This window comes from Halopiger xanaduensis SH-6, from assembly GCF_000217715.1.
Taxonomy (GTDB): Archaea; Halobacteriota; Halobacteria; order Halobacteriales; family Natrialbaceae; genus Halopiger; species Halopiger xanaduensis.
Window position 1 is genome coordinate 2,107,609 of the sequence record NC_015666.1, and the last position, 20,266, is coordinate 2,127,874.

19 protein-coding genes and 1 pseudogene are annotated in these 20,266 nt (G+C 68.7%); 11 read left to right on the forward strand and 9 right to left on the reverse strand.

Annotated elements, in window-relative coordinates; translation table 11 throughout:
* Nucleotides 1-74: 74 nt before the first annotated feature.
* The 3 genes from HALXA_RS10290 to HALXA_RS10300 all read right to left on the reverse strand — a co-directional run bounded on the left by HALXA_RS10290 (nucleotide 75) and on the right by HALXA_RS10300 (nucleotide 1,796).
* Nucleotides 75-761 carry a class I SAM-dependent methyltransferase gene (locus HALXA_RS10290; RefSeq protein ID WP_013880288.1) on the reverse strand — a complete coding sequence of 229 codons (687 nt, stop codon included), beginning with the start codon at nucleotides 759-761 and terminating at the stop codon, nucleotides 75-77.
* Nucleotides 762-960: 199 nt separating this feature from the next.
* Nucleotides 961-1,143, reverse strand: coding sequence for a hypothetical protein (locus tag HALXA_RS10295; protein ID WP_013880289.1), 183 nt, complete (start codon nucleotides 1,141-1,143; stop codon nucleotides 961-963).
* An 89-nt stretch (nucleotides 1,144-1,232) separates the two neighbouring features.
* Nucleotides 1,233-1,796, reverse strand: a complete 564-nt coding sequence (locus HALXA_RS10300) for a DUF1802 family protein (RefSeq protein WP_013880290.1) — start codon at nucleotides 1,794-1,796, stop codon at nucleotides 1,233-1,235.
* Between the two features lie 106 nt (nucleotides 1,797-1,902).
* Between HALXA_RS10300 and HALXA_RS10305 the strand changes: the two genes are divergently transcribed.
* The 10 genes from HALXA_RS10305 (at nucleotide 1,903) to HALXA_RS10350 (ending at nucleotide 11,819) form a co-directional block, all read left to right on the forward strand.
* On the forward strand, nucleotides 1,903-3,213 hold the full coding sequence (locus HALXA_RS10305; RefSeq protein WP_049895446.1) for a cobyrinic acid a,c-diamide synthase: 1,311 nt from the start codon (nucleotides 1,903-1,905) through the stop codon (nucleotides 3,211-3,213).
* Between the two features lie 110 nt (nucleotides 3,214-3,323).
* Nucleotides 3,324-3,905, forward strand: a complete 582-nt coding sequence (cbiT, locus tag HALXA_RS10310) for a precorrin-6Y C5,15-methyltransferase (decarboxylating) subunit CbiT (RefSeq protein ID WP_013880292.1) — start codon at nucleotides 3,324-3,326, stop codon at nucleotides 3,903-3,905.
* Nucleotides 3,902-4,765, forward strand: a complete 864-nt coding sequence (locus HALXA_RS10315) for a cobalt-factor II C(20)-methyltransferase (protein ID WP_013880293.1) — start codon at nucleotides 3,902-3,904, stop codon at nucleotides 4,763-4,765. Before cbiT ends, HALXA_RS10315 begins: the two co-directional genes overlap by 4 nt.
* Entirely contained in the window at nucleotides 4,762-5,757 is a 996-nt protein-coding gene (locus tag HALXA_RS10320) for a cobalt-precorrin-4/precorrin-4 C(11)-methyltransferase (protein ID WP_013880294.1), read from the forward strand. The genes HALXA_RS10315 and HALXA_RS10320 overlap by 4 nt, the downstream gene beginning before the upstream one ends.
* Before the next feature lie 75 nt (nucleotides 5,758-5,832).
* Nucleotides 5,833-7,134, forward strand: coding sequence for a DUF7125 family protein (locus HALXA_RS10325; protein WP_013880295.1), 1,302 nt, complete (start codon nucleotides 5,833-5,835; stop codon nucleotides 7,132-7,134).
* 19 nt (nucleotides 7,135-7,153) lie between these two features.
* Nucleotides 7,154-8,425 (forward strand): hypothetical protein, encoded by a 1,272-nt coding sequence (locus HALXA_RS10330; protein ID WP_013880296.1) that lies wholly within the window; start codon nucleotides 7,154-7,156, stop codon nucleotides 8,423-8,425.
* Nucleotides 8,422-9,660: a hypothetical protein gene (locus tag HALXA_RS10335; RefSeq protein WP_013880297.1), complete on the forward strand. Its 1,239-nt coding sequence runs from the start codon at nucleotides 8,422-8,424 to the stop codon at nucleotides 9,658-9,660. Before HALXA_RS10330 ends, HALXA_RS10335 begins: the two co-directional genes overlap by 4 nt.
* Nucleotides 9,654-10,067, forward strand: a complete 414-nt coding sequence (locus HALXA_RS10340; RefSeq protein ID WP_013880298.1) for a DUF7857 domain-containing protein — start codon at nucleotides 9,654-9,656, stop codon at nucleotides 10,065-10,067. The genes HALXA_RS10335 and HALXA_RS10340 overlap by 7 nt, the downstream gene beginning before the upstream one ends.
* Nucleotides 10,064-10,747, forward strand: a complete 684-nt coding sequence (locus HALXA_RS10345) for a MinD/ParA family ATP-binding protein (protein WP_013880299.1) — start codon at nucleotides 10,064-10,066, stop codon at nucleotides 10,745-10,747. The genes HALXA_RS10340 and HALXA_RS10345 overlap by 4 nt, the downstream gene beginning before the upstream one ends.
* A 97-nt stretch (nucleotides 10,748-10,844) precedes the next feature.
* Nucleotides 10,845-11,819 (forward strand): aldo/keto reductase, encoded by a 975-nt coding sequence (locus HALXA_RS10350; RefSeq protein WP_013880300.1) that lies wholly within the window; start codon nucleotides 10,845-10,847, stop codon nucleotides 11,817-11,819.
* Between the two features lie 8 nt (nucleotides 11,820-11,827).
* Here the strand turns inward: HALXA_RS10350 and tenA are convergent, their stop codons facing one another.
* Nucleotides 11,828-12,508: a thiaminase II gene (gene tenA, locus HALXA_RS10355; RefSeq protein ID WP_013880301.1), complete on the reverse strand. Its 681-nt coding sequence runs from the start codon at nucleotides 12,506-12,508 to the stop codon at nucleotides 11,828-11,830.
* A gap of 155 nt (nucleotides 12,509-12,663) precedes the next feature.
* Between tenA and HALXA_RS10360 the strand changes: the two genes are divergently transcribed.
* Nucleotides 12,664-12,864: a hypothetical protein gene (locus HALXA_RS10360; RefSeq protein ID WP_013880302.1), complete on the forward strand. Its 201-nt coding sequence runs from the start codon at nucleotides 12,664-12,666 to the stop codon at nucleotides 12,862-12,864.
* A gap of 48 nt (nucleotides 12,865-12,912) precedes the next feature.
* Here the strand turns inward: HALXA_RS10360 and HALXA_RS10365 are convergent.
* From HALXA_RS10365 to HALXA_RS10385, 5 genes and pseudogenes are all read right to left on the reverse strand, one after another.
* Nucleotides 12,913-13,337, reverse strand: a pseudogene (locus tag HALXA_RS10365) (CBS domain-containing protein).
* A gap of 65 nt (nucleotides 13,338-13,402) precedes the next feature.
* Nucleotides 13,403-14,770 carry an MFS transporter gene (locus HALXA_RS10370; protein ID WP_013880304.1) on the reverse strand — a complete coding sequence of 456 codons (1,368 nt, stop codon included), beginning with the start codon at nucleotides 14,768-14,770 and terminating at the stop codon, nucleotides 13,403-13,405.
* A 106-nt stretch (nucleotides 14,771-14,876) separates the two neighbouring features.
* Nucleotides 14,877-18,299 carry a formate dehydrogenase subunit alpha gene (fdhF, locus tag HALXA_RS10375; protein ID WP_013880305.1) on the reverse strand — a complete coding sequence of 1,141 codons (3,423 nt, stop codon included), beginning with the start codon at nucleotides 18,297-18,299 and terminating at the stop codon, nucleotides 14,877-14,879.
* Nucleotides 18,296-19,957: an NADH-ubiquinone oxidoreductase-F iron-sulfur binding region domain-containing protein gene (locus HALXA_RS10380; protein WP_013880306.1), complete on the reverse strand. Its 1,662-nt coding sequence runs from the start codon at nucleotides 19,955-19,957 to the stop codon at nucleotides 18,296-18,298. The genes fdhF and HALXA_RS10380 overlap by 4 nt, the downstream gene beginning before the upstream one ends.
* Nucleotides 19,958-20,083: 126 nt before the next feature.
* Nucleotides 20,084-20,263: a hypothetical protein gene (locus HALXA_RS10385; protein WP_148263638.1), complete on the reverse strand. Its 180-nt coding sequence runs from the start codon at nucleotides 20,261-20,263 to the stop codon at nucleotides 20,084-20,086.
* Nucleotides 20,264-20,266 lie beyond the last annotated feature (3 nt).

The window sequence follows — 20,266 nt, forward strand, 5'->3', positions numbered from 1 at the left end:
TCGGACGATCGGTACGAACGCCACGGCGGCGTCCTGATCGCTCCGGTCTTCGCCGCAGATTCATTCGGTCCGTCTCACTTCGGAACGTCGCCGGCGACGACGTACTGCTCGTAGTCCGGTTCGTCGCCCCAGAGCACCGCATCCATCAGCGGCTCGTGCTCGACCCGCTCGAGCCCGTGTTCCTCGAGTACGTCCACCAACTCTTCGGGCGGGCGGCCGTCGTACAGCGGCAACTCGTCGTGGATTTCCTGATAGCCGTCGAACGCTTCGTCGAAGTCCCAGTGACCCTCGATCAGGACGACTCGGCCACCCGGACGCACGACCCGTTGCCACTCCCGAAGCGCCGCCGACGGGTTCGGCAGCGTCCAGACGAGGTGGCGGGCCGTCATCAGGTCGTACGTGTCATCGGGATCCGGGATCGATTCCGCGTCCCCGTTTCGGAACTCGACCGACAGGTCCCGGTCGCCGGCTTTCGCTCGAGCGCGCTCGAGCATTTCTTCGGAGAGATCCACGCCGGTGACGTCGTGGCCGATGTCGGCCAGCAGCAGCGAGATGACGCCGGTTCCGCAGCCGACGTCGAGAATCCGTTGCGGCGACTCCCCGCCTCCGCCGCCGGTCCACTCGCGGAGGACCGAGAGCCACGCGTCGCGTTGTGCCTCGTCCTGGAGGGCGTGGTGGCTGTCGCCGTCGTACGATTCCGCGCGGCTGTCCCAGTACTGCTGGACGCGCTCTTTGACGGTCTCGTCGTCGTGCTCGCTCACGACTGTTCACCTCTCGTTCGGTCCGCGAACCGATTCAAATCGAGCGGAATGCTGGGAGACATCGCTAACAAATATGTCGTTCGAGTGAATAAAATAAGCCGCTTCGCGAATCGGTAATATACGCACACTGTCGAGCGATGATGGAAGCCCGTTCGGCGGGCTACGGACGAAGCGTGACGGTCGACGACCGTAGACCGACCTACTCGTCCTGCTCGTACTCCCGCAGCACCGTCGAGACGGTGTTTTCGACCTCCTCGAGCGCGACGGCGTTGGTCTTCCTGAGGTCGTCACCGTCCCGGGCCTCGCTCAGGTGCCGCAGCGCTCGCCGGAGGTGCTGGTCGGTCTCGAGCCCGTCGTCCCCGCGTTCGTGGTCCCCACTCATAGTTCGATCCGACGGTCGTAGCCGACTCGAGCGGTTAAGTTCGTCGGTGGTCCGGACGGCGCAACGTCGGCGTGTTTACTCTTTGCTCTTTACTCGAGCGCGTCTCGAACCGCCGCCCGGCGCTCGGCGAACGTCGCGTCGTCGAGTACCGGCGTCGCCGCCTCGGGATCGATCCCCGCGTCCGACTCGAGGTCGATCCAGGCGCGACAGCCCCGGTAGCTGCCCCGCTCCTCGATCAGCCGGGGCGATTCGAGTTCGCGAACCCGCAGCAGGAGGACGCGCAGGTCGTCGTCCGGATCGTACTTGTCGCGCAGGCCGTCGGGCGTGTAGACGTACTGGGTGGCCAGCGCCTCGACCTCGTCGCTCGAGACCGTGTACTCCGCGCGGACGTCGGCGACGCCGCGGATCGGGATACCGGCGTCGGGCTTGGTGCTCGCCCGGTGGTAGTAGCCCTCGTACCGATCCTGGTATCGGTCGGGATTTTGGTGGCTGTAGGCCGGGTAGAGGACGAACCGCTCGTCGATCGTTCCCGGATCGAGCGTGGGATGGCGGACGAGCACCGTCTGTGCGCCCTCGAGCAGGGCGCTGACGACGCCGGCGCGCTCCTTCAGCGCGGGGGTCGGTTCCGATTCGGCGGTCGCTGCGTCGCTCATCGGTCGATTCGAGAAACGACGACCGGTCCCAACTCGGTTTCGGTCCCGCGGCGACGTCGCCCGCACCGACGGATTCAAGGTCGGTTGTGGAAACGCAACCACAATGATGAACGGATTCGTCCTCGGCGGCGTCAGTTCCGGCGTCGGGAAGACGGTCGCGACGCTGTCGATCGTGCAGGCGCTCGAGGACGCCGGCTACGCGGTCCAGCCCGCCAAGGCGGGCCCGGACTTCATCGATCCGAGCCACCACGAAGCGATCGCGGGACGGCCCTCCCGCACGCTGGACCTGTGGCTCGAGGGTGAGGACGGTCTCCGCCGGAACTACCGCCGCGGCGAAGGCGATATCTGCGTCGTCGAGGGCGTCATGGGGCTGTATGACGGCGACGGCTCGAGCACGGCGATGGTCGCCGAGGCGCTCGATCTCCCAGTGGTTCTCGTGGTCGACGCCAAGGCGGGAATGGAAAGCGTCGCGGCGACGGCGCTGGGATTCGAGAAGTACGCCGCGACGATCGGGCGGGACATCGACGTCGCCGGCGTCGTCGCCCAGCGAGCCCACGGCGGCCGCCACGAGCAGGGCATCCGGGACGCCCTGCCCGACGACCTCGAGTACTTCGGCCGGATCCCGCCGAACGACGACCTCGAGATTCCGGATCGACACTTGGGCCTCGAGATGGGCGACGAGGCGGCGCTGCCGAGAGAGGCGCTTCGGGAGGCCGCTGAGTCGCTCGAGGCCGAGCGGCTGGCCGCGGTTGCGAGGGAACCACCCGCCCCGGAGCGGTCGGCTGAAGGGAAAGCAAAACCGGTCGACGCCACCGTCGCCGTCGCCAGCGACGCCGCCTTCTGCTTCCGGTATCCGGCCACGATCGAGCGGTTTCGCGAGCGCGCCGAGGTGGCGACGTTCTCGCCACTGGCGGGCGACCCCGTCCCCGACTGCGACGGCGTCTACCTCCCCGGCGGCTACCCCGAACTCCACGCCGACGCCCTTGAGTCGACCGACACGCTCTCGGAACTCGGGGAGCTGGCGAGCGAGGGACTGCCCGTCTTGGGGGAGTGCGGCGGGCTGATGGCGATGAGCCGGTCGCTGACGACCGCTGAGGGAGAGCGCCACGAGATGGGCGGTATCCTGCCCGCCGACGTCGAGATGCACGACCGCTACCAAGCGCTCGATCACGTCGAACTCGAGGCCCTCGACGGGACGCTCACCGCAGCGGCCGGCGAGACGATTCGGGGCCACGAGTTCCACTACTCGAGCGCCGACGTCGACGGCGACGCGCGCTTCGCCTTCGAGACCGTCCGCGGGGACGGTATCGACGGCGAGCACGATGGCCTTACGGAGTACGAGTCGCTCGGGACGTACGTCCACGTCCACCCCGAGAGCGGCGCGTTCGATCGGTTCCTCGAGCGCCTCGACGGCTGATCGGTGACGAACGGCGCGACGGCGCGCAACGATTCGTCGCCGAATAAGCAACCGTAGTTGCGCTACACCAAACAAAATTGTTTTAGGCCCGGCCGCTGATTCCACGCGTGATGCCACCCATCGCGCTGCCCTACGACGCGAAGGCCGGCCCGACCAAATCGGAGGTCCGGGCCGTCGTCCGCTCGAAGCTCGCTCTCGAGCCGGACGACCACTTCGCGGAGGTCGGCTCCTGTACCGGAGCCGTCACGATCGAAGCCGCACAGCGGGCCGGGCGGGTGACCGCCCTCGAGCGAAAGGCCGAACGCCTCGAGACGACCGAGAAGAACCTCGCCGCGAACGAGGAGTCGATCCGGGCCGATGTCGAGTTACGCAACGCCGAAGCGCCGGAGGGGCTACCCGCCGACGCCGACGCGCTCTTTCTGGGCGGCAGCCGCAACTTCGAGGCCGTCCTCGACCACGCCGTCGAGACCGGCGTCGACCGCATCGTGATGAACGTCTCGCGGCTCGAGGTCGCCGGGAAGGCGACGGAAGCGTTCCGCGAGCGCGATATTCTCGAGGAGGTCGTCCAGTTCCAGGTGAGCCACGGCTACGAGCTCGCGGGCGCGACAAGCTTCAACTCGGACAACCCGGTCTACATGCTGGTCGGGAGCGCGACGCCCGATTCGGATTCGGACGGCGAGGTGAGCCGATGACCCTCTACGGCGTCGGCCTCGGTCCCGGCGAAGCCGACCTCGTCACCGTCCGCGGGAAGACGGTCCTCGAGACCGCCGACGTGGTCTACTCGCCGGGTCGCCTGTCGCGCTCGGTCGCCCTCGAGCACGTCGACGAGGACAAGATCGGCGACCTCGATTTCCCGATGACGAAAGACGAGGACAAACTGCGGCGGGCCTGGAAGGCAGCCGCCGCGGAGGTCGCCCCCGAAGCGAAAGACGGCGACGTCGCCTTCGTCACGCTCGGCGATCCGAACGTCTACTCGACGTTCGGCCACCTGCGCCGGACGATCGACGCCTTCCACCCCGACGTGGACCTCGAGATCGTCCCCGGCGTCAGCGCCGTCACGGCCTTCGCGACCGCGATGGGAATCGAGATCGAGGCCGGTGCGGGCCTCGCGCTGCGGGAGGCCGCCTCCGGTGCGAGTCCGACGGGCCCCGATCGGATGATCCTGTTCAAGGTCACCGACGCGCCCGCGACCCACGAGGGGCTCGTCGACGCCGGCTACGACGTGACCTACGGCCGCCGGCTGTTCATGGAGCAGGGCGAGACGATCGTCACCGACGACCCCGCCGAGATCGACGAGCGAGACTACTACACGCTCGCCTACGCCGAGAAGGGCGACCTCGAGGTCGAGCCGGCGACGGCGGCCTTCGGGACAGACGACGAGTCCGGGTCGGACGACGCGACGACCGATAGCGAGCCGATCGCGGACGGTGGGCGCGAATTAACTACCGAGGAACTCGCCGCCCTCGAGCGGGCCGAGGGGTACGAGAACGGCGATTACGGGCTCGAACTCGAGGACCGCCGCGAGCGGCGCCGGCGCGGAGGGGACCGATGAGCGACGATGCGTCGGATCCGGGCACGGACCCGACTTCGAACTCGGACGCGAACGATCCGCAGACGGCGATCGACTCCCAGTCTGACCGTCGTCGCGAGCAACTCGACGACCGCGTCTTCGAGCACAGCGCCGGCGACGAGCAGGAAGGCATCCCCTTCGTCGGCGCCGGCCCCGGCAACCCGCGCCTGCTGACCGTCGCCGGGAAGGAACTGCTCGAGGAGGCCGACCTCGTGGTCCACGCGGGCTCGCTGGTCAACAGCGAACTCCTAGACGAGTACTGCAGCCACGCCGACCTCGTGAACTCGGTGGGCAAGGATCTCGAGGAACTGATCCCGCTGATGCGGGACGCCTACGAGGAGGGCCGGAACGTCGTCCGCCTGCACAGCGGCGATCCGGCGATCTACGGGGCCGCCTTGGAGCAGATGGACGCGCTGGAACACGAGGGCGTCCCCACGTACTTCGTCCCCGGCGTCACCTCGGCGTTCGCCGCCAGCGCAACGTTGCGGACGCAACTGACGCTCAACGAGGTCTCGAACCACGTCGCCTTCACGCGGCCGCAGGGGAAGACCTTAGAGCCCGAGGAAGACCACATCTCCGAGTTCGTCGAGATGGGCGACGTGACGACCTGCATCTACCTCGGGACCCACGCCGTCCGGGACACGATGGACCGGCTACTCGAGGACGGCGCGGACCCGGAGACGCCGGTCGCCGTGATCTACCACGCCTCCTGGCCGGACGAGGACGTGCTCGTCGGCTCGATCGCCGACATCGCGGAGAAGGTCGAGGAGGCCGGCTACCGCGCCTCCGCGCTGGTCGTCATCGGCGACGCCGTGACGGGCGCGGGCTACGAGCGCTCGTACCTCTACGGCGACTGGGCGAATCGCGGGTCGAGTTCGGGTTCGGGCGCGGACTCGAGCGAGTCCGAGTCCGGATCCGGATCCGGATCCGGGCCCGACGAGTCGACGGACGACAGCGAAGCGTCGTCGGACTGAGCGGCTGGCCGATCTCTTCTTGCGGCTCGTGCGTCGAAGCGGGAGTTCATAAGGGATGGCGCGGCCAGAGCGGGTATGATCGCCATCGCTGGCTCGAAAGGCGGCTGTGGCAAGTCCACGGTCACGCTGGGCCTCTCGACCGCGTTCGCCAGGGGAGAGCCTCTGACCCCGGCGATCGCGATCGACGCCGACCGGCAGCTACCGAACCTGCACGTCATGACCGATCGGGACCGGGAGCCGACGCTCGCCGCCCTCGAGCGGGGAGTGACGCTGAAAGAGATCGCACAGGAGCATCCGTGCGAATCGACGGTCGGGATCGTTTCCGCACCGAAACCGTCGGATGCCTTCGAGTTCGACTCCCTCGCCGATCACGCCGATCTCGAGGGGACGCAGGTGTTGCTCGACTGCCCCGCCGGCGCCGGCCCGGACCTCGTCGAGCCGCTCCGGAGCGCCGACGGCGTGATCGTCGTCGCCGGCGATTCCGAACGAAGCCTCGAGGCCGCGGAGACGACGATCGACGTGGCGCGGCGACTCGGCGTGCCGGTCTACGGCGCCGTCCTGAACCGGCGATCAGCGGTGCCGGACCGCGCGGCCGAGTGGCGCGGCGTGCCGATACTGGGTTGCGTTCCCGACCGCCCGTCGCCGCTGGCGAACGACGAGGTCGCGGCGGCGTTCGACGACATCGTCGAGCGGCTGCGCGCACAGTCCCCGCGCGAGCGGGCGCCGCCGACGACCGGCGGCGATCGGATTCCCGTCGGCGCAGACGCCCTCGACCGGCACCTCGAGGGCGGTCTCCCCGCGGGCTCGGTCGTCGCGCTCGTCGCCGATCCCGCGAGTCAGGCCGAGCGGCTGCTCTACCGGGCGACCGAACTCCGCGGCACGCTGTACCTCTCGACGGCGCAGTCGCGGGAAACGGTGCGGCGCGCGATCGAGACGACCGCGGCCGACGCCGGCGAACCGACGATTCGACGCGTCGCGGGCGACGACGCCCTCGAGGAGGCGACCGCGCTGGTCGAGAACCTCCCGGACGCGGCCACGCTGATCGTGGATCCGGTCAACGAACTCGAGCGACGGGAACGATCGGCGTACGTCTCGTTTCTCGATACGCTGTCCGAGCGGCTGGCCGAAACGGGCGGCCTCGCGATCCTCCACTGTCTGGACCTCGACGACCCCGCCAATCGGGCGGCGACGCTGCGGGCCGCCGACGCCGTGTTCGAACTCGAGACGGTCGGCTCCGGCCTCGAGAGCGACGTCGGCCACGCCGTCTCGGTGACCAAGTATCGCCCGGACGCCGACGCGATCGGTACGGTTCCGATCGATTTCGGCGCCGTGAACGCGGGCGCGGGGCCGATCGAGTCCCCGTCGAATGCCGACTGAGGTGAGACGAGGTGAGCCAATGATCGATCTGCCGTACGAGTCGCTGCTCGGCATCGCGTACGGGTTGCTGTTCGGCTTCGGTCCGGCGCTGCTCGCCGGGTTCACAGCGATCGCCGTCGGAATCGGAACCGATCGTTCCCTCCCCCTCGCTGCCGGGCTCGCCACGGTTCCGATCGCGGTCGGAACGGGCGTCGTCGTCAGACTCTTCGACCCGAGCGCCGGCCTCGAGCACGGCCCTCGTGTCGCGATGGCGGCGACCATCGCAGGTGCCCTCGGCATCGTCGTGGTCGCCCAGGGGGATCGGATCGCGACCGAACTCCCGCGAGACCGGGCGGTGCCGATCGTGCGCGGGACCGCGCTGTCGGCGGACGCGATCGACGCCGTCGACGCGGTGGGACAGGTAACGATCCGATCCGCGGGCGCAATCCGCGAGTTCGACGGCTATCCGGAACTGTCCCCGGCACTGCGGACGGCCCTCGAAGAGGGCGCCTGGCGCTTCCCCGCGGATCTGCAACTGTCGGAACTCGAGCGACGGCTCGAACAACGGCTCCGAGCGACGCACGAACTGTCGAAGATCGACGTCGCGATCGACGGGCGCGGCCGCGCGACGATCGCCGCCGCGCCGCCGACGAAGAGCGTCGCGACGTCGCTCTCGGATGGCGCGCGGGCCGTCACCGTCTCCGGATTGCTTCCGACCGGCATCGAATCAGGTGATCGTGTTGCGATCGGTGTCGTCTCTGGCGGCAGTGACGGTGACGGGTCCGCCGTCACCGCGACTCTCGAGGGCGACGTCCTCGCGGTTTGTCGTTCGGAGTCGGCCGAGGACGGTGCGTCGAACGCCCGTTCCTCGTCTCGGTCGACCGCCTCCCGCGCTGCGGACGCCGGGTTCGAGGGCGGTCCGGGACGGCTCACGGTGCGTGTCGCGGCGAGCGACGCCGGCCGATTACTCGGCGCCGACCGCTATCGGATCGCCGTCCTCCCGAGCGGCGACGCGCCCGCGTTCGAGGCCGCGGCGCTTCTCGAGGACGCCGGGCGGCCGATCACCACACTCGAGGGACGCGAGGTGCTCGAGGGCGAGGACCGCGCTGTCGATGCTGGCGAGGTACTCGGCGTTCACAGCGGGGACGAGTGGGAGTTCGTCGATGAGTACGGAGACGAGAACCGGGACGTTACCGTCGACACTGCCGATGACAACGGAGCGAGTGACGCCGATACCGATAAGATGACTGCAGCTACGCCGACCCGCGCATTCGTCGCTACGTCTCGAGAACGCGAGGTGACCGACGGATGATCGACGCCGCGGTCTACGCCGAGTTGCTGCGGCAGGCGTCGGTCGGCAGTACGGGACTGGGGCTGCTGTCGGCCGTCGTCGCCGGCCTCGTCGCGGCGGGTTACCGGCGGGTGACGACTCGAGCGCCGCCCGCCGGCGTCGCGGTCGGCATCGGGCTGTCTGCGGCGGCCGGCTACCTCTCGTACACCGTCTTCGCTTCGGGCGCACTGTTCGAGGGGATTCCCCTCGAGCATCGTGCGAGCGCGGGCTATCTGCTCGCGACGTTCGCGGTCGCCGGCGTGGCCGGCACGGCCGGCGGGCGATTCGGCGATCGAATCGCTCGACAGGTGTTGGATATCGACCGAATCGACGCGAACGGCGAACCCGCGTCGATCGTTCGCGCCGCTCGGCTCGCCGTCGCCCTCGAGTTGCCCGGGACGATCGACGATGCGGACGGCTACCGGCCGGTCGATTCCTCGGTACGCCGGGCACTCGCCGGGACGGTAATCGAAGTCCCACACGACTCGTCGATCTCCGAGCGACGCGACCGGATCGAGCGCCACCTCGAGCGCGACTACGATCTCGATTATGCGACCGTGACCATGGCTGCTGACGGGAGCGTCGAACGGGTTCGCGTCGGCCGGCGGGAGCCTGGGCTTGGATCGTTGCTGCCGCCATCGACCGTCGCCGTCGCGATCCGGACGGATCCACTGCCGGACGCGAGCGTCGGCGATCCGGTCGAAATCTGGACGTCGGAGTCGCGAGAACGAGGACGAACGACGGACGACGAACGCGAGCGAGAACGGCGACGTGATCAGGATCAGGCGCAAGAACGACTCGTCGCGACGGGAACGCTTCGGGCCTCGACCGGGTCCGTCGCCACCGTTCTCGTCGACGCCGGTCGCGCTCGCGACCTCGCGGCCGACGAACGGTACCGGCTCGTCGCACATCCCGACGAGACGACCGACGGCTACGAGTTCGCCGCGGCGGTTCGCCGGGCCGACGAGACGGTCACGACGCTGACCGTCGAACCCGGCGGCTCGCTCGTCGGCGAGTTCGTCGGCTGGCTCCCCGGCCGCGTGCTCGTGCTCGAGCGCGACGGCGACCGGCAGCCGCTGCCTCCGGATCGGCGGACGCTCGAGGCGGGGGACGAATGCTGGCTGCTAGCGTCGCCGGCCGAGTTGGCTGCGCTCGAGGCCGAGACGGGCGATACTGCGACGAGTGTGGAATCGGAAACGGGTGAGAGAGCGTGGTAACGATCGACGCGACCTGCGAGCGGACGAACGGCGTCACGCGCGTCCGAATCGTCGTCGCGAACACGCGCGCGACGCCCCAGCGCGTTCGCCTCCGCTGCCGTCTCGAGGGCCCACTCTGGATCCCGCGGCGCGACGGCATCGCCGATCCTCGGTGGGACGGCGATTGCTGGACCGAGACGATCCGACCGGACCGTCGCCGCGGGATCGGTGTTGCGAGTCCGGCACCGCCGACGGAGCCGCTCGTCGAGGTCGTCTCGAGCGAACGCTGTGAATCCGACACGATCGGCCGCTCGGACGACGTCGCGCTCGCCGAACTCGACGACTGGCAGCCGACGCGCGAGGTGCTCGGTCTCGAGCGCGAGCGCGAGCGGGCGTACGACGGGGACGAGCCTGACCCCGAGCCATGATCGTCGCCGTCGCCGGCGGAAAGGGCGGCGTCGGCAAGTCGACGACCGCGTGGAACCTCGGCCGCGAACTCGACGCCGTCGTCGTCGACGGCGATCTTGCGGTACCGGATCTTCCGTCCGGACCCGACGCGGGCCCGGATCTCCACGACGTGCTCGCCGGCCGCGCGGATCCGCTTGAGGCGGTCGCAGACGCCGGTCCGGTATCGGTTCTGCCTTCCGGCCGAACCCTTTCGGGTGCCCGCGCATCGTCGCTCGAGGCGCTTCCATCGGTGCTCGACCGGCTCGAGCGACGGTGGGATCACGTCGTCGTCGACTGTCCGGCGGGGCTCGCGCGCGACGTCGGCGTCGAACTGGGGTGTGCCGATCTCGCGGTACTCGTGACGACGCCCTCGCGGGCGGCGCTGGTCGACGCGATTCGGACCAGCGACCTCGTGGCTTCGCTCGAGACGCCGCTCGGGGCGGCGGTTCTCAACAAAGCGGACCGCGACACCCACAGCGACCTCGCCGATCGGCTTGGCCGGCGGCTCGGCGTCGACGTGACGCTCGTCGCGGAGCAGGCCGCGGTCGCCGACGCACAGGCGCGGTGGCAACCCGTTCGCGACCATCGACCGGACGCGCAGGCGGTCGACGCCTACCGGGCAGTTGCCGATCGACTCGAGCGCGCGAGCGAACCGTCGTGATCGGGTTCCCGTCCGGAGGGAAGCGCGGTCGTGAGCCGGGTTGGCTCGTCGTTGCGGACCGCCCCCTCTTTTTTCGTCGGCCGGCGTACACCCGTGCATGGAGTACACGACCCTCGGCGACACCGGCATGGAAGTCAGCAGGATCTGTCTCGGCTGCATGAGCTTCGGCGATCCCGACTGGCGCGAGTGGGTCTTAGGCGAGGAGGAGAGCACGGAGATCATCGAGCGGGCGATCGACCTCGGGATCAACTTCTTCGACACCGCCAACATGTACTCGAAGGGCGAGTCCGAGCGAATCTTCGGGAACGCGCTCGAGGGCTACCGCGAGGAGTCGGTCGTCGCGACGAAAGGCTACTTCCAGATGCGCGAGGACGACCCGAACTCGGGCGGCCTCTCGCGGAAGGCCGTCGAGCAGGAACTCGAGGCGAGCCTCGATCGGTTGGGCATGGACGCCGTCGACCTCTACCAGATCCACCGCTGGGACGACGACACGCCGATCGAGACGACGCTGCAGGCGTTAGACGACGCCGTCCGCCGCGGGCAGGTGCGCTACGTCGGCGCGTCGTCGATGTGGGCCCACCAGTTCGCCGAGTCGCTCTATACCAGCGACCGGCTCGGTCTCGAGCGGTTCGCGACGATGCAGAACCACTACAACCTCGTCTACCGCGAGGAGGAACGCGAGATGCTCCCGCTCTGCGAGAAGGAAGGCGTCGGCGTGATGCCGTGGTCGCCGCTGGCCCGGGGCTACCTCGCGCGGCCCCACGAGGAAATCGACGCGACGACGCGCGGCGAGACTGAAGAGCACCTGTACGAACACCCCTACCGCGAGGGCGGCGGCCAGGAGATCAACGAGCGCGTGGCCGAACTGGCCGCCGAGAAGGGCGTGACGATGGCCCAGATCGCCCTCTCGTGGCTGCTCCACAAGGACTGGGTCGACGCGCCCATCGTCGGCACGACGAGCGTCGAGCACTTAGAGCAGGCCGTCGAGGCGCTCGAGATCTCGCTGTCGGCCTCGGACATCGCCTACCTCGAGGAGCCCTACGAGCCGGTGCCGGTGTCGGGTCACGACTGACAATCCAGTCAGACATCGATTGCCGTCGTCGTCTCCCACCCTTCCTGCGTGTAGGCCATCTCCCAGAACTGGTGCTCGAGTTTGGCGCTCGTCAGGAACGCCTCGCGCATGGCGTCGTGCTCGCCGGGGTAGCGCTCGCCGCAGCGGTCGACGAACGCCCGCATCCAGTCGACGGCCTCGCGGAACTCGTCGCTGGTGTACTTGTTGATGAACGGCTGGTACGGATTTTCGTCGTCCGTTGCGATCTCGGCCATGTGCTCGGCGACGTCGAGGTAACCCTGCCCGCAGGGGTAGATCGCTGCCGCGATCTCGGCGAGGGAGCCCTCGTGGGCCGTCCGCACGAGGTAGTTCGTGTACGCGACGCAGGTCGGCGCCTTCTCGACGGCCTCGAGGTCGGCCGGATCGACGCCGTAGTCGGCGGCGAACTCGCGGTGGAGATCCATCTCGAAGTCGAGGATCTCGTGGGCGACGCCGAGCAGGTGGGTCATCGTCTCCTCGTCGCGGGCCTTCGTCCCCGCGATCGCGAACACGCGGGCGTAGTCCAGCAGGTACCGGTAGTCCTGGCGCACCCAGTGGAGGAACGCCTCCTCCGCGAGCGTGCCAGCCGCCAGTTCCCGCACGAACGGGTGGTCCTTCTGCGCTTCCCAGAGCTGTTCGCCCTCCTCGAGCAGTCGGTCGCTGAACGCCATCGGCGTTGGCTACTACTTAGTAATATAAATTAGTTATCTCACGGAACGACCGCCGGTCTCGACACTGGGTTATCAAATCAAAATCGACTATTCAGGGCGCCTGTACGGCAATACCACGGAAACTCATTATACTACCGTCGAGCGGTGGATCACACATGCGAATCGTTCTCAATGAATCGACGAAGACGGCTCACAAGCCTGCGCGCAGCGCGCGAAACCAACTGGCGGACTGCGGCGCGCTGCGGCACGTGCCGACGGACCGCGTTCGGGAGACCTCGGAAGAAGAAATCGAGCCGCCGATCGAAGTCGAACTCGAGCGATGTGGCCGGTGTTTCGAGGATTCGGGCGGCTACTGATACCGAGACTGTGACTGTCCGTCTGGAACCGCGCGAGCGGGCGGCCGATCAGGGACTGTACGCCGGCGACTGGGCTTCGATCGTGTCGGCGACGTTGTCGAGTTGCTCGCCGAGCGTCGCCACGAGGTCGTCGAACGTCGCGATTCCCTCGGGTTTGCCGTCCTCGTCGACGACGGGGAACCGGCGAACGTTGTGCTCCTCGATCGCGCGCGAGATCTCGATCGGCTCCTCGTCGGACCGCAGCGTCGCCGGATCTTCGGTCATCACCCCCTCGACCGAGGTAGACGCCGGGTCGTCGTAGTCGGTGAGCGCGAGCGCGATATCGCGGTCGGTGACGATACCGACGGGCTTCTCGTCGTCCGTGATGACGATCGCACCCACCTGCTCGGACTCGAGTCGCTCCGCGATCGTCTCGAGGTCGGTGTCCGGACTGGCCGTTACCACACCTAGGGACCGAGTTCGCCGACGGACATAGCGGTGAAGACGAGCACGAAGCGGCTCTTCAAGGTGGAGCTTTCGCCTGAAGTCGACTCGAGGATTACCACTCGGTGAGCGCGTCAGTCCCGTGCAGCCACACCAGAATGACGAAGAAGGTCGCGACGCCGGTCAGCGCGAACGCGCCGCCGACGTAGAACACCGACGCCATTCCGATCTCGTACATGAGCCAACCGCCGAGCAGCGGCGCGACGACGCTGCCCGGTCGCCAGATGAGTTCGCGGATGCCGAAACTCGAGGCGACGCCGCCGTCCTCGGTCCCCTCGTCGGCGAACAGCGCCATGCTCGCGGGTTCGCGGAAGCTGTCCGCGATTCCCAGCAGGCCGGACAGCGCGACGAGCGGGAGGAACGCCGGAGACACCTCGCCGAACAGCGTCAGTTGTGCCGGTATCGCCTCGAGGGAGAGGGGGAGCCAGCCGGGCAACACCAGACCGGCGAGAACGTCCGGAACGCCGAGAACGATTGCCGACGGAGCACCGACGGCCGCGCCGATCCCGGGTGCGAACGGCACGAGCAAGGCGACGAGCCCGTACGCGCCGCCGCCGGCGAAGACGAACAGCGCGCGGCCGTAGCCGTCCGAGAGCCGGCCGGTGAAGGGCTGACAGCACATGTTCGTGAACTTCTCCATCGCGACGGTCAGCGAGACCGCGAGCCCGCCGTAGGCCAGCCCGCCGCTGGCGGCGGAAACGCCTGCGAAGATTGGCACCCAGGTTCGCACGAGCGTCACCGCGAAGGCGTACTGGAACCGGAACGAGGAGAGCGTGAGGATGCGCCGGTTGAGCGCCAGATCCGAGAACGGGAACCCGTAGACGCGCGTCTCGTCCGGCTCCAGATACCGCATCGTGCCGATCCAGCCGACGACCATGAGCGCGGCGATGATCGTGAAGATCGGCCCGAATCCGAAGGCCTCGTACAGGGAACCGGCACTGAGACTGCCGACGATCGACGCCGCGAAGTTGGCCGCGTTCGCCTTCCCGATGTAGTTCGCTCGCGTCCCGACGTCGGCGATCTGGCCGACCAGCGAGAGCCCCATCAGGCCGGAGCCGGTGACGACGATCCCCTGCAGCGCACGCATGGCGATGAAGGTGGCGCTCGAGTCGACGATCGGAAACAGCGCGTAGACGGCTGCGCCGAGTCCGAGGACGACGAGCAGGACGGTTCGCTTGTCGAACCGGTCGCCGGCCCAGGCCAGCGGGACGACGGCGACCGTCTGTGCGATGGTAAAGCCCGACGTGTAGAGGCCGACGATGAGCCCGGCGCTGATCGTCAGCCCGAGCACCGGCAGCGTCGTGTCAGTCGGCTCGAGGACGTTGATGTAGTACGGCAACAGCGTGACGAGGGTGATGAAGCCGAACCCTTCCGCGAACCGCGACAGGTAGAGCGACCAGAACTGGAGCCGTGTCTCGTTCACCGAGGCCGATTTCGCCGGTCGGCAAATAGCTATTTCGGCTCGAGGTGACCGTCAGTCGGCTCCGAACGCCGGACCGCCGGTGGTCGGCGGCGCGAACGAACGCCGGTCAGTCGTCGGCCTGCCGCCCGCCGACGTCTTCGGGGTCGCCGTCCTGCCCCTCGAGTTGACCCGGGGTCGGCGAGACCAGGTTGGCCGCTTCCTCGGGCGGGACGTCCAGCGGCGTGACGCGGACGCTCGTCACCTTGTACTGCGGGATGTACGACGTCGGGTCGAGCTCGTGTTCGGTGAGTTCGTTGATCGCGCCCTGCCGGAAGTGCATCGGGATGAAGACGACGCCGGGATCGGACGTGCCCTCGACGTTCGCCTTCACGACGATCTCGCCCTGTCGGGACTGGACGCGGACGTACTCGTCGTTCTCGACGCCCAACTGCTCGGCCATCTCGGGGTGGATCGTCACGAAGCTCTCGGGGACGTGGTTCATCAGCGTCCCGACGCGGCGCGTCATCGTCCCCGTGTGCCAGTGGTACAGTACCCGCCCAGAGGAGAGGGTCAGCGGGTACTCCTCGTCGGGCATTTTCGGCGGGTTCGCGTAATCGGCCGGGACGAACCGCGCCTTCCCGTCCTCGAAGTTGAACTCGTCCTCGTAGAGGTAGGGCGTCCCGGGGTCGTCCTCGTCGAAACAGGGCCACTGGATGCCCTTGGTCTGCTCCTCTAAGCGCTCGTAGGTGACGCCGCCGTAGATCGGCACGAGGGAGTTGATCTCGTCCATCACGTCCGCGGGACCGTCGTAGTCCCAATCGTAGCCGAATCGCCGCGCGAGTTGATCGAGGATCTTCCGGTCGGCCTTCGCCTCGCCCGGCGGTTCGACCGCGGGCCGGACCCGCTGGATGCGCCGCTCGGTGTTGGTGAAGGTACCCGACTTCTCGGCGGCGGAGGCGGCCGGCAGCACGACGTCGGCGTACTCGGCCGACTCGGTCAGGAAAATGTCCTGGACGGCGAGAAAGTCGAGTTCCTCGAGCGCCCGCCGGGCGTTGTCGATGTTGGGCTCCGAGAGAACGGGGTTCTCGCCCATGATGAACGTTCCGTGAAGGTCACCGTCGGTGATGGCGTGGAACTGCTCTGGGAGCCGGAGGCCGACGTCGTTCGGCGGTCGTTCGCCCCATTCGTCCGCGAACTTCTCGAGCACCTCTTCGTCCCCGAGATCCTGATAGCCGGGCAGATTGTGCGGCGCCGGGCCCATGTCGCCCCCGCCGCCCTGGACGTTGTTCTGGCCGCGGAACGGCGAGAGGCCGGCGCGGGGTTTGCCGAGGTTGCCGGTCACCAGCGCGAGGTCGGCGATGGCCAGAACGTTGCGCGTCCCGGTGGTGTGCTGGGTCAGCCCCATCGCCCAGCCGAAGATGCAGGTGTCCGCGGTAGCGATCGTCTCGGCCGCTTTCGTCAGTTCCTCGGCGGGGACGGCCGTCAGCTCCTCGACCTGCTCGGGCGTGAACGGCTCGACCTTCTCGACCAGCTCGTCGAAGTGCTTCGTCCGCTCCTCGACGAACGCCTCGTCGTGGAGGTCGTTCTTCACGATGTAGCGGATCATTCCGTTGATCCAGGCGACGTCCTCGCCGGGCGTCGTCCGGACGTACTGGTCGGCGTGCTCCGCGAGGCCGATCTCGCGCGGGTCGAAGACGATCAGCTCCGCGCCGTCGCGGACGTTCTGCTTGATCCGCGTCGCGAGGACGGGGTGGGATTCGGTCGTGTTCGAGCCGGTGACGAGGTAGCAGTCGGTCTCGCCGACGTCCTCGTTGATCCGGTTGGTCATCGCGCCGTAGCCGACGGTCTGTTTCAGCGCGGCCACCGTCGAGGAGTGACAGAGCCGCGCGCAGTTGTCGACGTGGGGCGTCCCCAGCACCTGGCGGGCGAACTTCTGGCAGAGGAAGTTCTCCTCGTTGGTCGTCTTCGACGAGGAGATCACCGAGAGCGCCTCGCTGCCGTGCTCCTTGCGGATTTCGGACAGTCCGTCGTAGACGCGCTCGAGGGCCTCCGTCCAGGACGCCTCGCGGAAGCCGTCGCGGCCGACCGGGCCGTCGCCGGCGTCTTCCCTCCGAATCAGGGGCGTCTCGAGGCGGTCCTCGGCGTCGACGTAGTCGTAGCCGAACTTCCCCTTCACGCAGGTCGAGAAGTCGTTGGCCGGCGTCGACTCGGGCTCGGCGGGCCGAACGCCCACGACCTCGCCGTCCTTCCCGTAGAGTTCGAAGCGACAGCCGACGGCGCAGTAGTTGCAGGTGGTCTCCGCCTTCTCGACCCGCGAGAGGCGCGCGTCGCCGATCGTCGTCGCGACGGCGAACAGGCTCCCGGCCGACATCGACTCGCTGGCGACCCGCTCGGCGACGTGCTCGGCCTCCTCGAGGGCGCGGTCGCCGGCCCGCCGGACGGTATCGCTCGCGTGGCGCTTGGCGTCGCCGGCTCGAGCCCTCGCGAAGGACATGTAGCGGGCGACGCCCGAGAGATCCTCGTCTTCGGCCGTGGCGCCCGCGCCGTCGCCCGCGTCGTAGGGCAAGTCGCGGTTCGGCGCCTCCGTCACGTCGGCCGTCTCGGCCTTCGGGCTCTCTAAGACCTTCCCGATGGAGTTCTCCTGGGTGAAGCCGGGGAGGGGCATCGTCGCGATGTCGGTTAGCCCTTGCTCGACGAGGGCGCCGGTCGGGCAGACGGTCGCGCAGTGGCCGCAGGAGACGCAGGTGGACTCGTCGAAGGTCTCCTCGCCGTTCTGGAAAGCGATGCGGGTGTCCTGCCCGTGGCCCTCCATGCGGAGGACGCCCTCGACCTGCACGTCGTTGCAGGCCTCGACGCAGCGGTTACAGAGAATGCACTTGTTGCGGTCGATCTGGATCGCCGGCGAGGTGTCGTCCAGCGGCTCGTACTCGTCGCGGTCCTCGAAGACGCCCCAGCGGGGTTCCTCGACGCCCTGCTCGATCGAGGTGTCCTGGAGCTCGCAGCGGCCGTTCTGGCCGCAGGTCGTACAGCGGAGGTTGTGGTCCGACAGCTGGAGGTCGAGGTTCACCTCGCGGGCCTCCGCGGCGTCGTCTTGATCGGTTCGGACCGAGAGGCCGTCCTCGGCCGGGAACGAGCAGGCCGGTACGAGCCCGTGGTCTTCGGTGTGGACGGTACAGGTTCGGCACTCGCCTCGGGGACCGATCGCGTCGGCCTGCTCCGTATCCCGATCGTAGTAACAGAGCGCGGCGATCTCGTCGGCCGGCTCCGCTTCCTCGACGGCGTCGATGATCGTCGAGCCGGGCGGGACGGTGACCGGCGTCCCGTCGATCTCGAGCGTCGTCGGTTCCCCATCTTCGCCGGAACCGTCGGCATTGGCACCGTCAGATCTCACGTCGGGATCGTTCGCCGTCCCGGTCTCGAACTGCTCGGTCAGCGGCGTACTCGGCCGCGGATCGGCCACGTTCGGCACCGACGGGAGCCGCTCGACCGCCGTCGATCGCCGCTCGGTTTCGACGTCGTCGACGTGGCTCGCCGGATCCTCGCTTCTCATCGCGTTCGTCCCCCGTCGGTGCTGATCTCGGCGTCGGCACTCGAGCCGGTTCCAGAGTTGGAGCCGCCGTTCCCGGCCGCACACTCCCCGCTCGGACAGCGCCCCTCGGCGTGGGCGGCGACTTCGCGCTCGAATTCGCGCATCGCCGTGACCGCCGGGCGGATCGCCGTCCGACCGAACTGGCAGATGCTCGTCGCGCCCATCACGCGGGTCAACTCGCGGATCTTCGCGTCCCGGTACTCGCCGGCGTAGACGTCTCGCAGCATCTGTGTGAGTTCTTGAGAGCCCTCGCGGCAGGTGACACACCGGCCGCAGTTTTCCTCCATCGCGAAGTTCGACCGGCGTCCGGCCGCCGCCAGAACGCAGGTGTCCTCGTTCAGCAGTTCGACGATTCCTTCCGTTCCGAGACCGGCCCCCTCGAGCGCCGGCGCCGACGGCGAGTGGGCGAGCGACCGCGCGAAGCCGCCGAACTGGCCGCCGACGCAAGCCATCTTGAACCGCCCCTCGAGGTCGACGGCCTCGCGGACGGCCTCGAGCGTCCCGCCGGTCGGCAGTTCCACGGTCGCCGTCGCGTCCACGTCGCCGGTGACGGTCACGAGGCGGGTACCGGGATCGGCGTCGTCGGCGTCGAACGCGTGCGGCTCGAGCATCGCCTGACGAACCTGCGCTACCGTCCGCGGCGTGTGGACGACGGTCGGTCGCCCGTAGAGGCCGTGTTCGGCCGGCGAGGGCGGCCGGAGACGCGCCTCGAGGCGGTCGTTGCCCTCCATCGCCTCGAGGGCCATCGTCGGCTCGCTGGCGATGTAGCGGTCGGGGCCGACGACGACCTCCGGCGGTTCCTCCCGCTCGAGGCGTTCGCCGAGCGTCTCGGCTGCGTTCCGGGCGGCCTCGCGGGCTTGCTCGCGAGCCTGCTCGTCGTTCTCGTTGCAGTAAACCACGACGTCCGCGGCGCCGACGAGTTCGGCGACCGCGAGCGCGCCGTCGATCACCTCGCCCGCCGCGCCCTCGAGCAGGGTCCGGTCGGTCTCGTTGCGGTCGTCGCTCTCGTTGGCGTTGACGACGACGACCGGCTCGCGGTCCTCGCCGCCCTCAGCGGCGGCCTCGCGGGCCAGTTTCCACTCCTCGTGGACCGGCTCGTCGGCGCACCAGTCGCCGCGGCCGCGACCCAGCAGGCCGATCTCGCGGACGCGAGAGAGGGCTGTCTCGCGCTCATCGCCGGCCAGTTCGGCTGCCGAGTCGTCGCTCACGGGAACCGATGCGGGCTCGCACCAGCCGCAGCGACCGAGCACGCGGCGGCGTCCGACCGCGAGCGCCCCCTCGTCCGGCGTCGGCAGCGACGACGGCTCGGACTCGTGGTCGACGACCGCGACCGCATCGTCCGTCGGGAGGCCGCCCCGCTCGAGCGTTTCGACCAGCGACTCGAGGCGGCCGGTCACCGGCGCCGGGTGAAACGCCGTCCGGCCGTCGCGGGTGAGGAGAATAAGCGGTTCGTAGCGCTGGAGTCCGGTCGGTCCCGTCTCGAGGACCGTCGCATCACCGTCCTCGGCCGCCGACCGAACCTCCTCGAGCGCGCGGTGCTTCCGCCGTCGGCTCCGAGAGCCGCCGGCGACGCGGATCACAGGTGTGTCGTCGCCGGTCGGCTCGCTCTGTTCGTCCATTGCCCGCGACTCCGACACCCCTGTCCGAAAAGGCACGGCTTGAAAACTGGGAGAGCGGTTATGCGGCGCGCCGGGTGTGCGTTCGCTGTCTTGCTTCGGCTGTGCTCGCGGCTAGCGGATCGGTTATTAGAAGGGTGGCTCGAGGCCCGGCTCCTCTCGCCGTCGGAGACCGAGGACGACCGCAACGACAAGCAGCGTGAGGGCGACAAATCCGGCGACAAGCGTCGGTCCCGATCTGCCGTTGCGGCCGTGAGTGGCCTCGGGCTTCGATCGGACAGCCTCCGACGACGGTCGATCGTCGACCATACG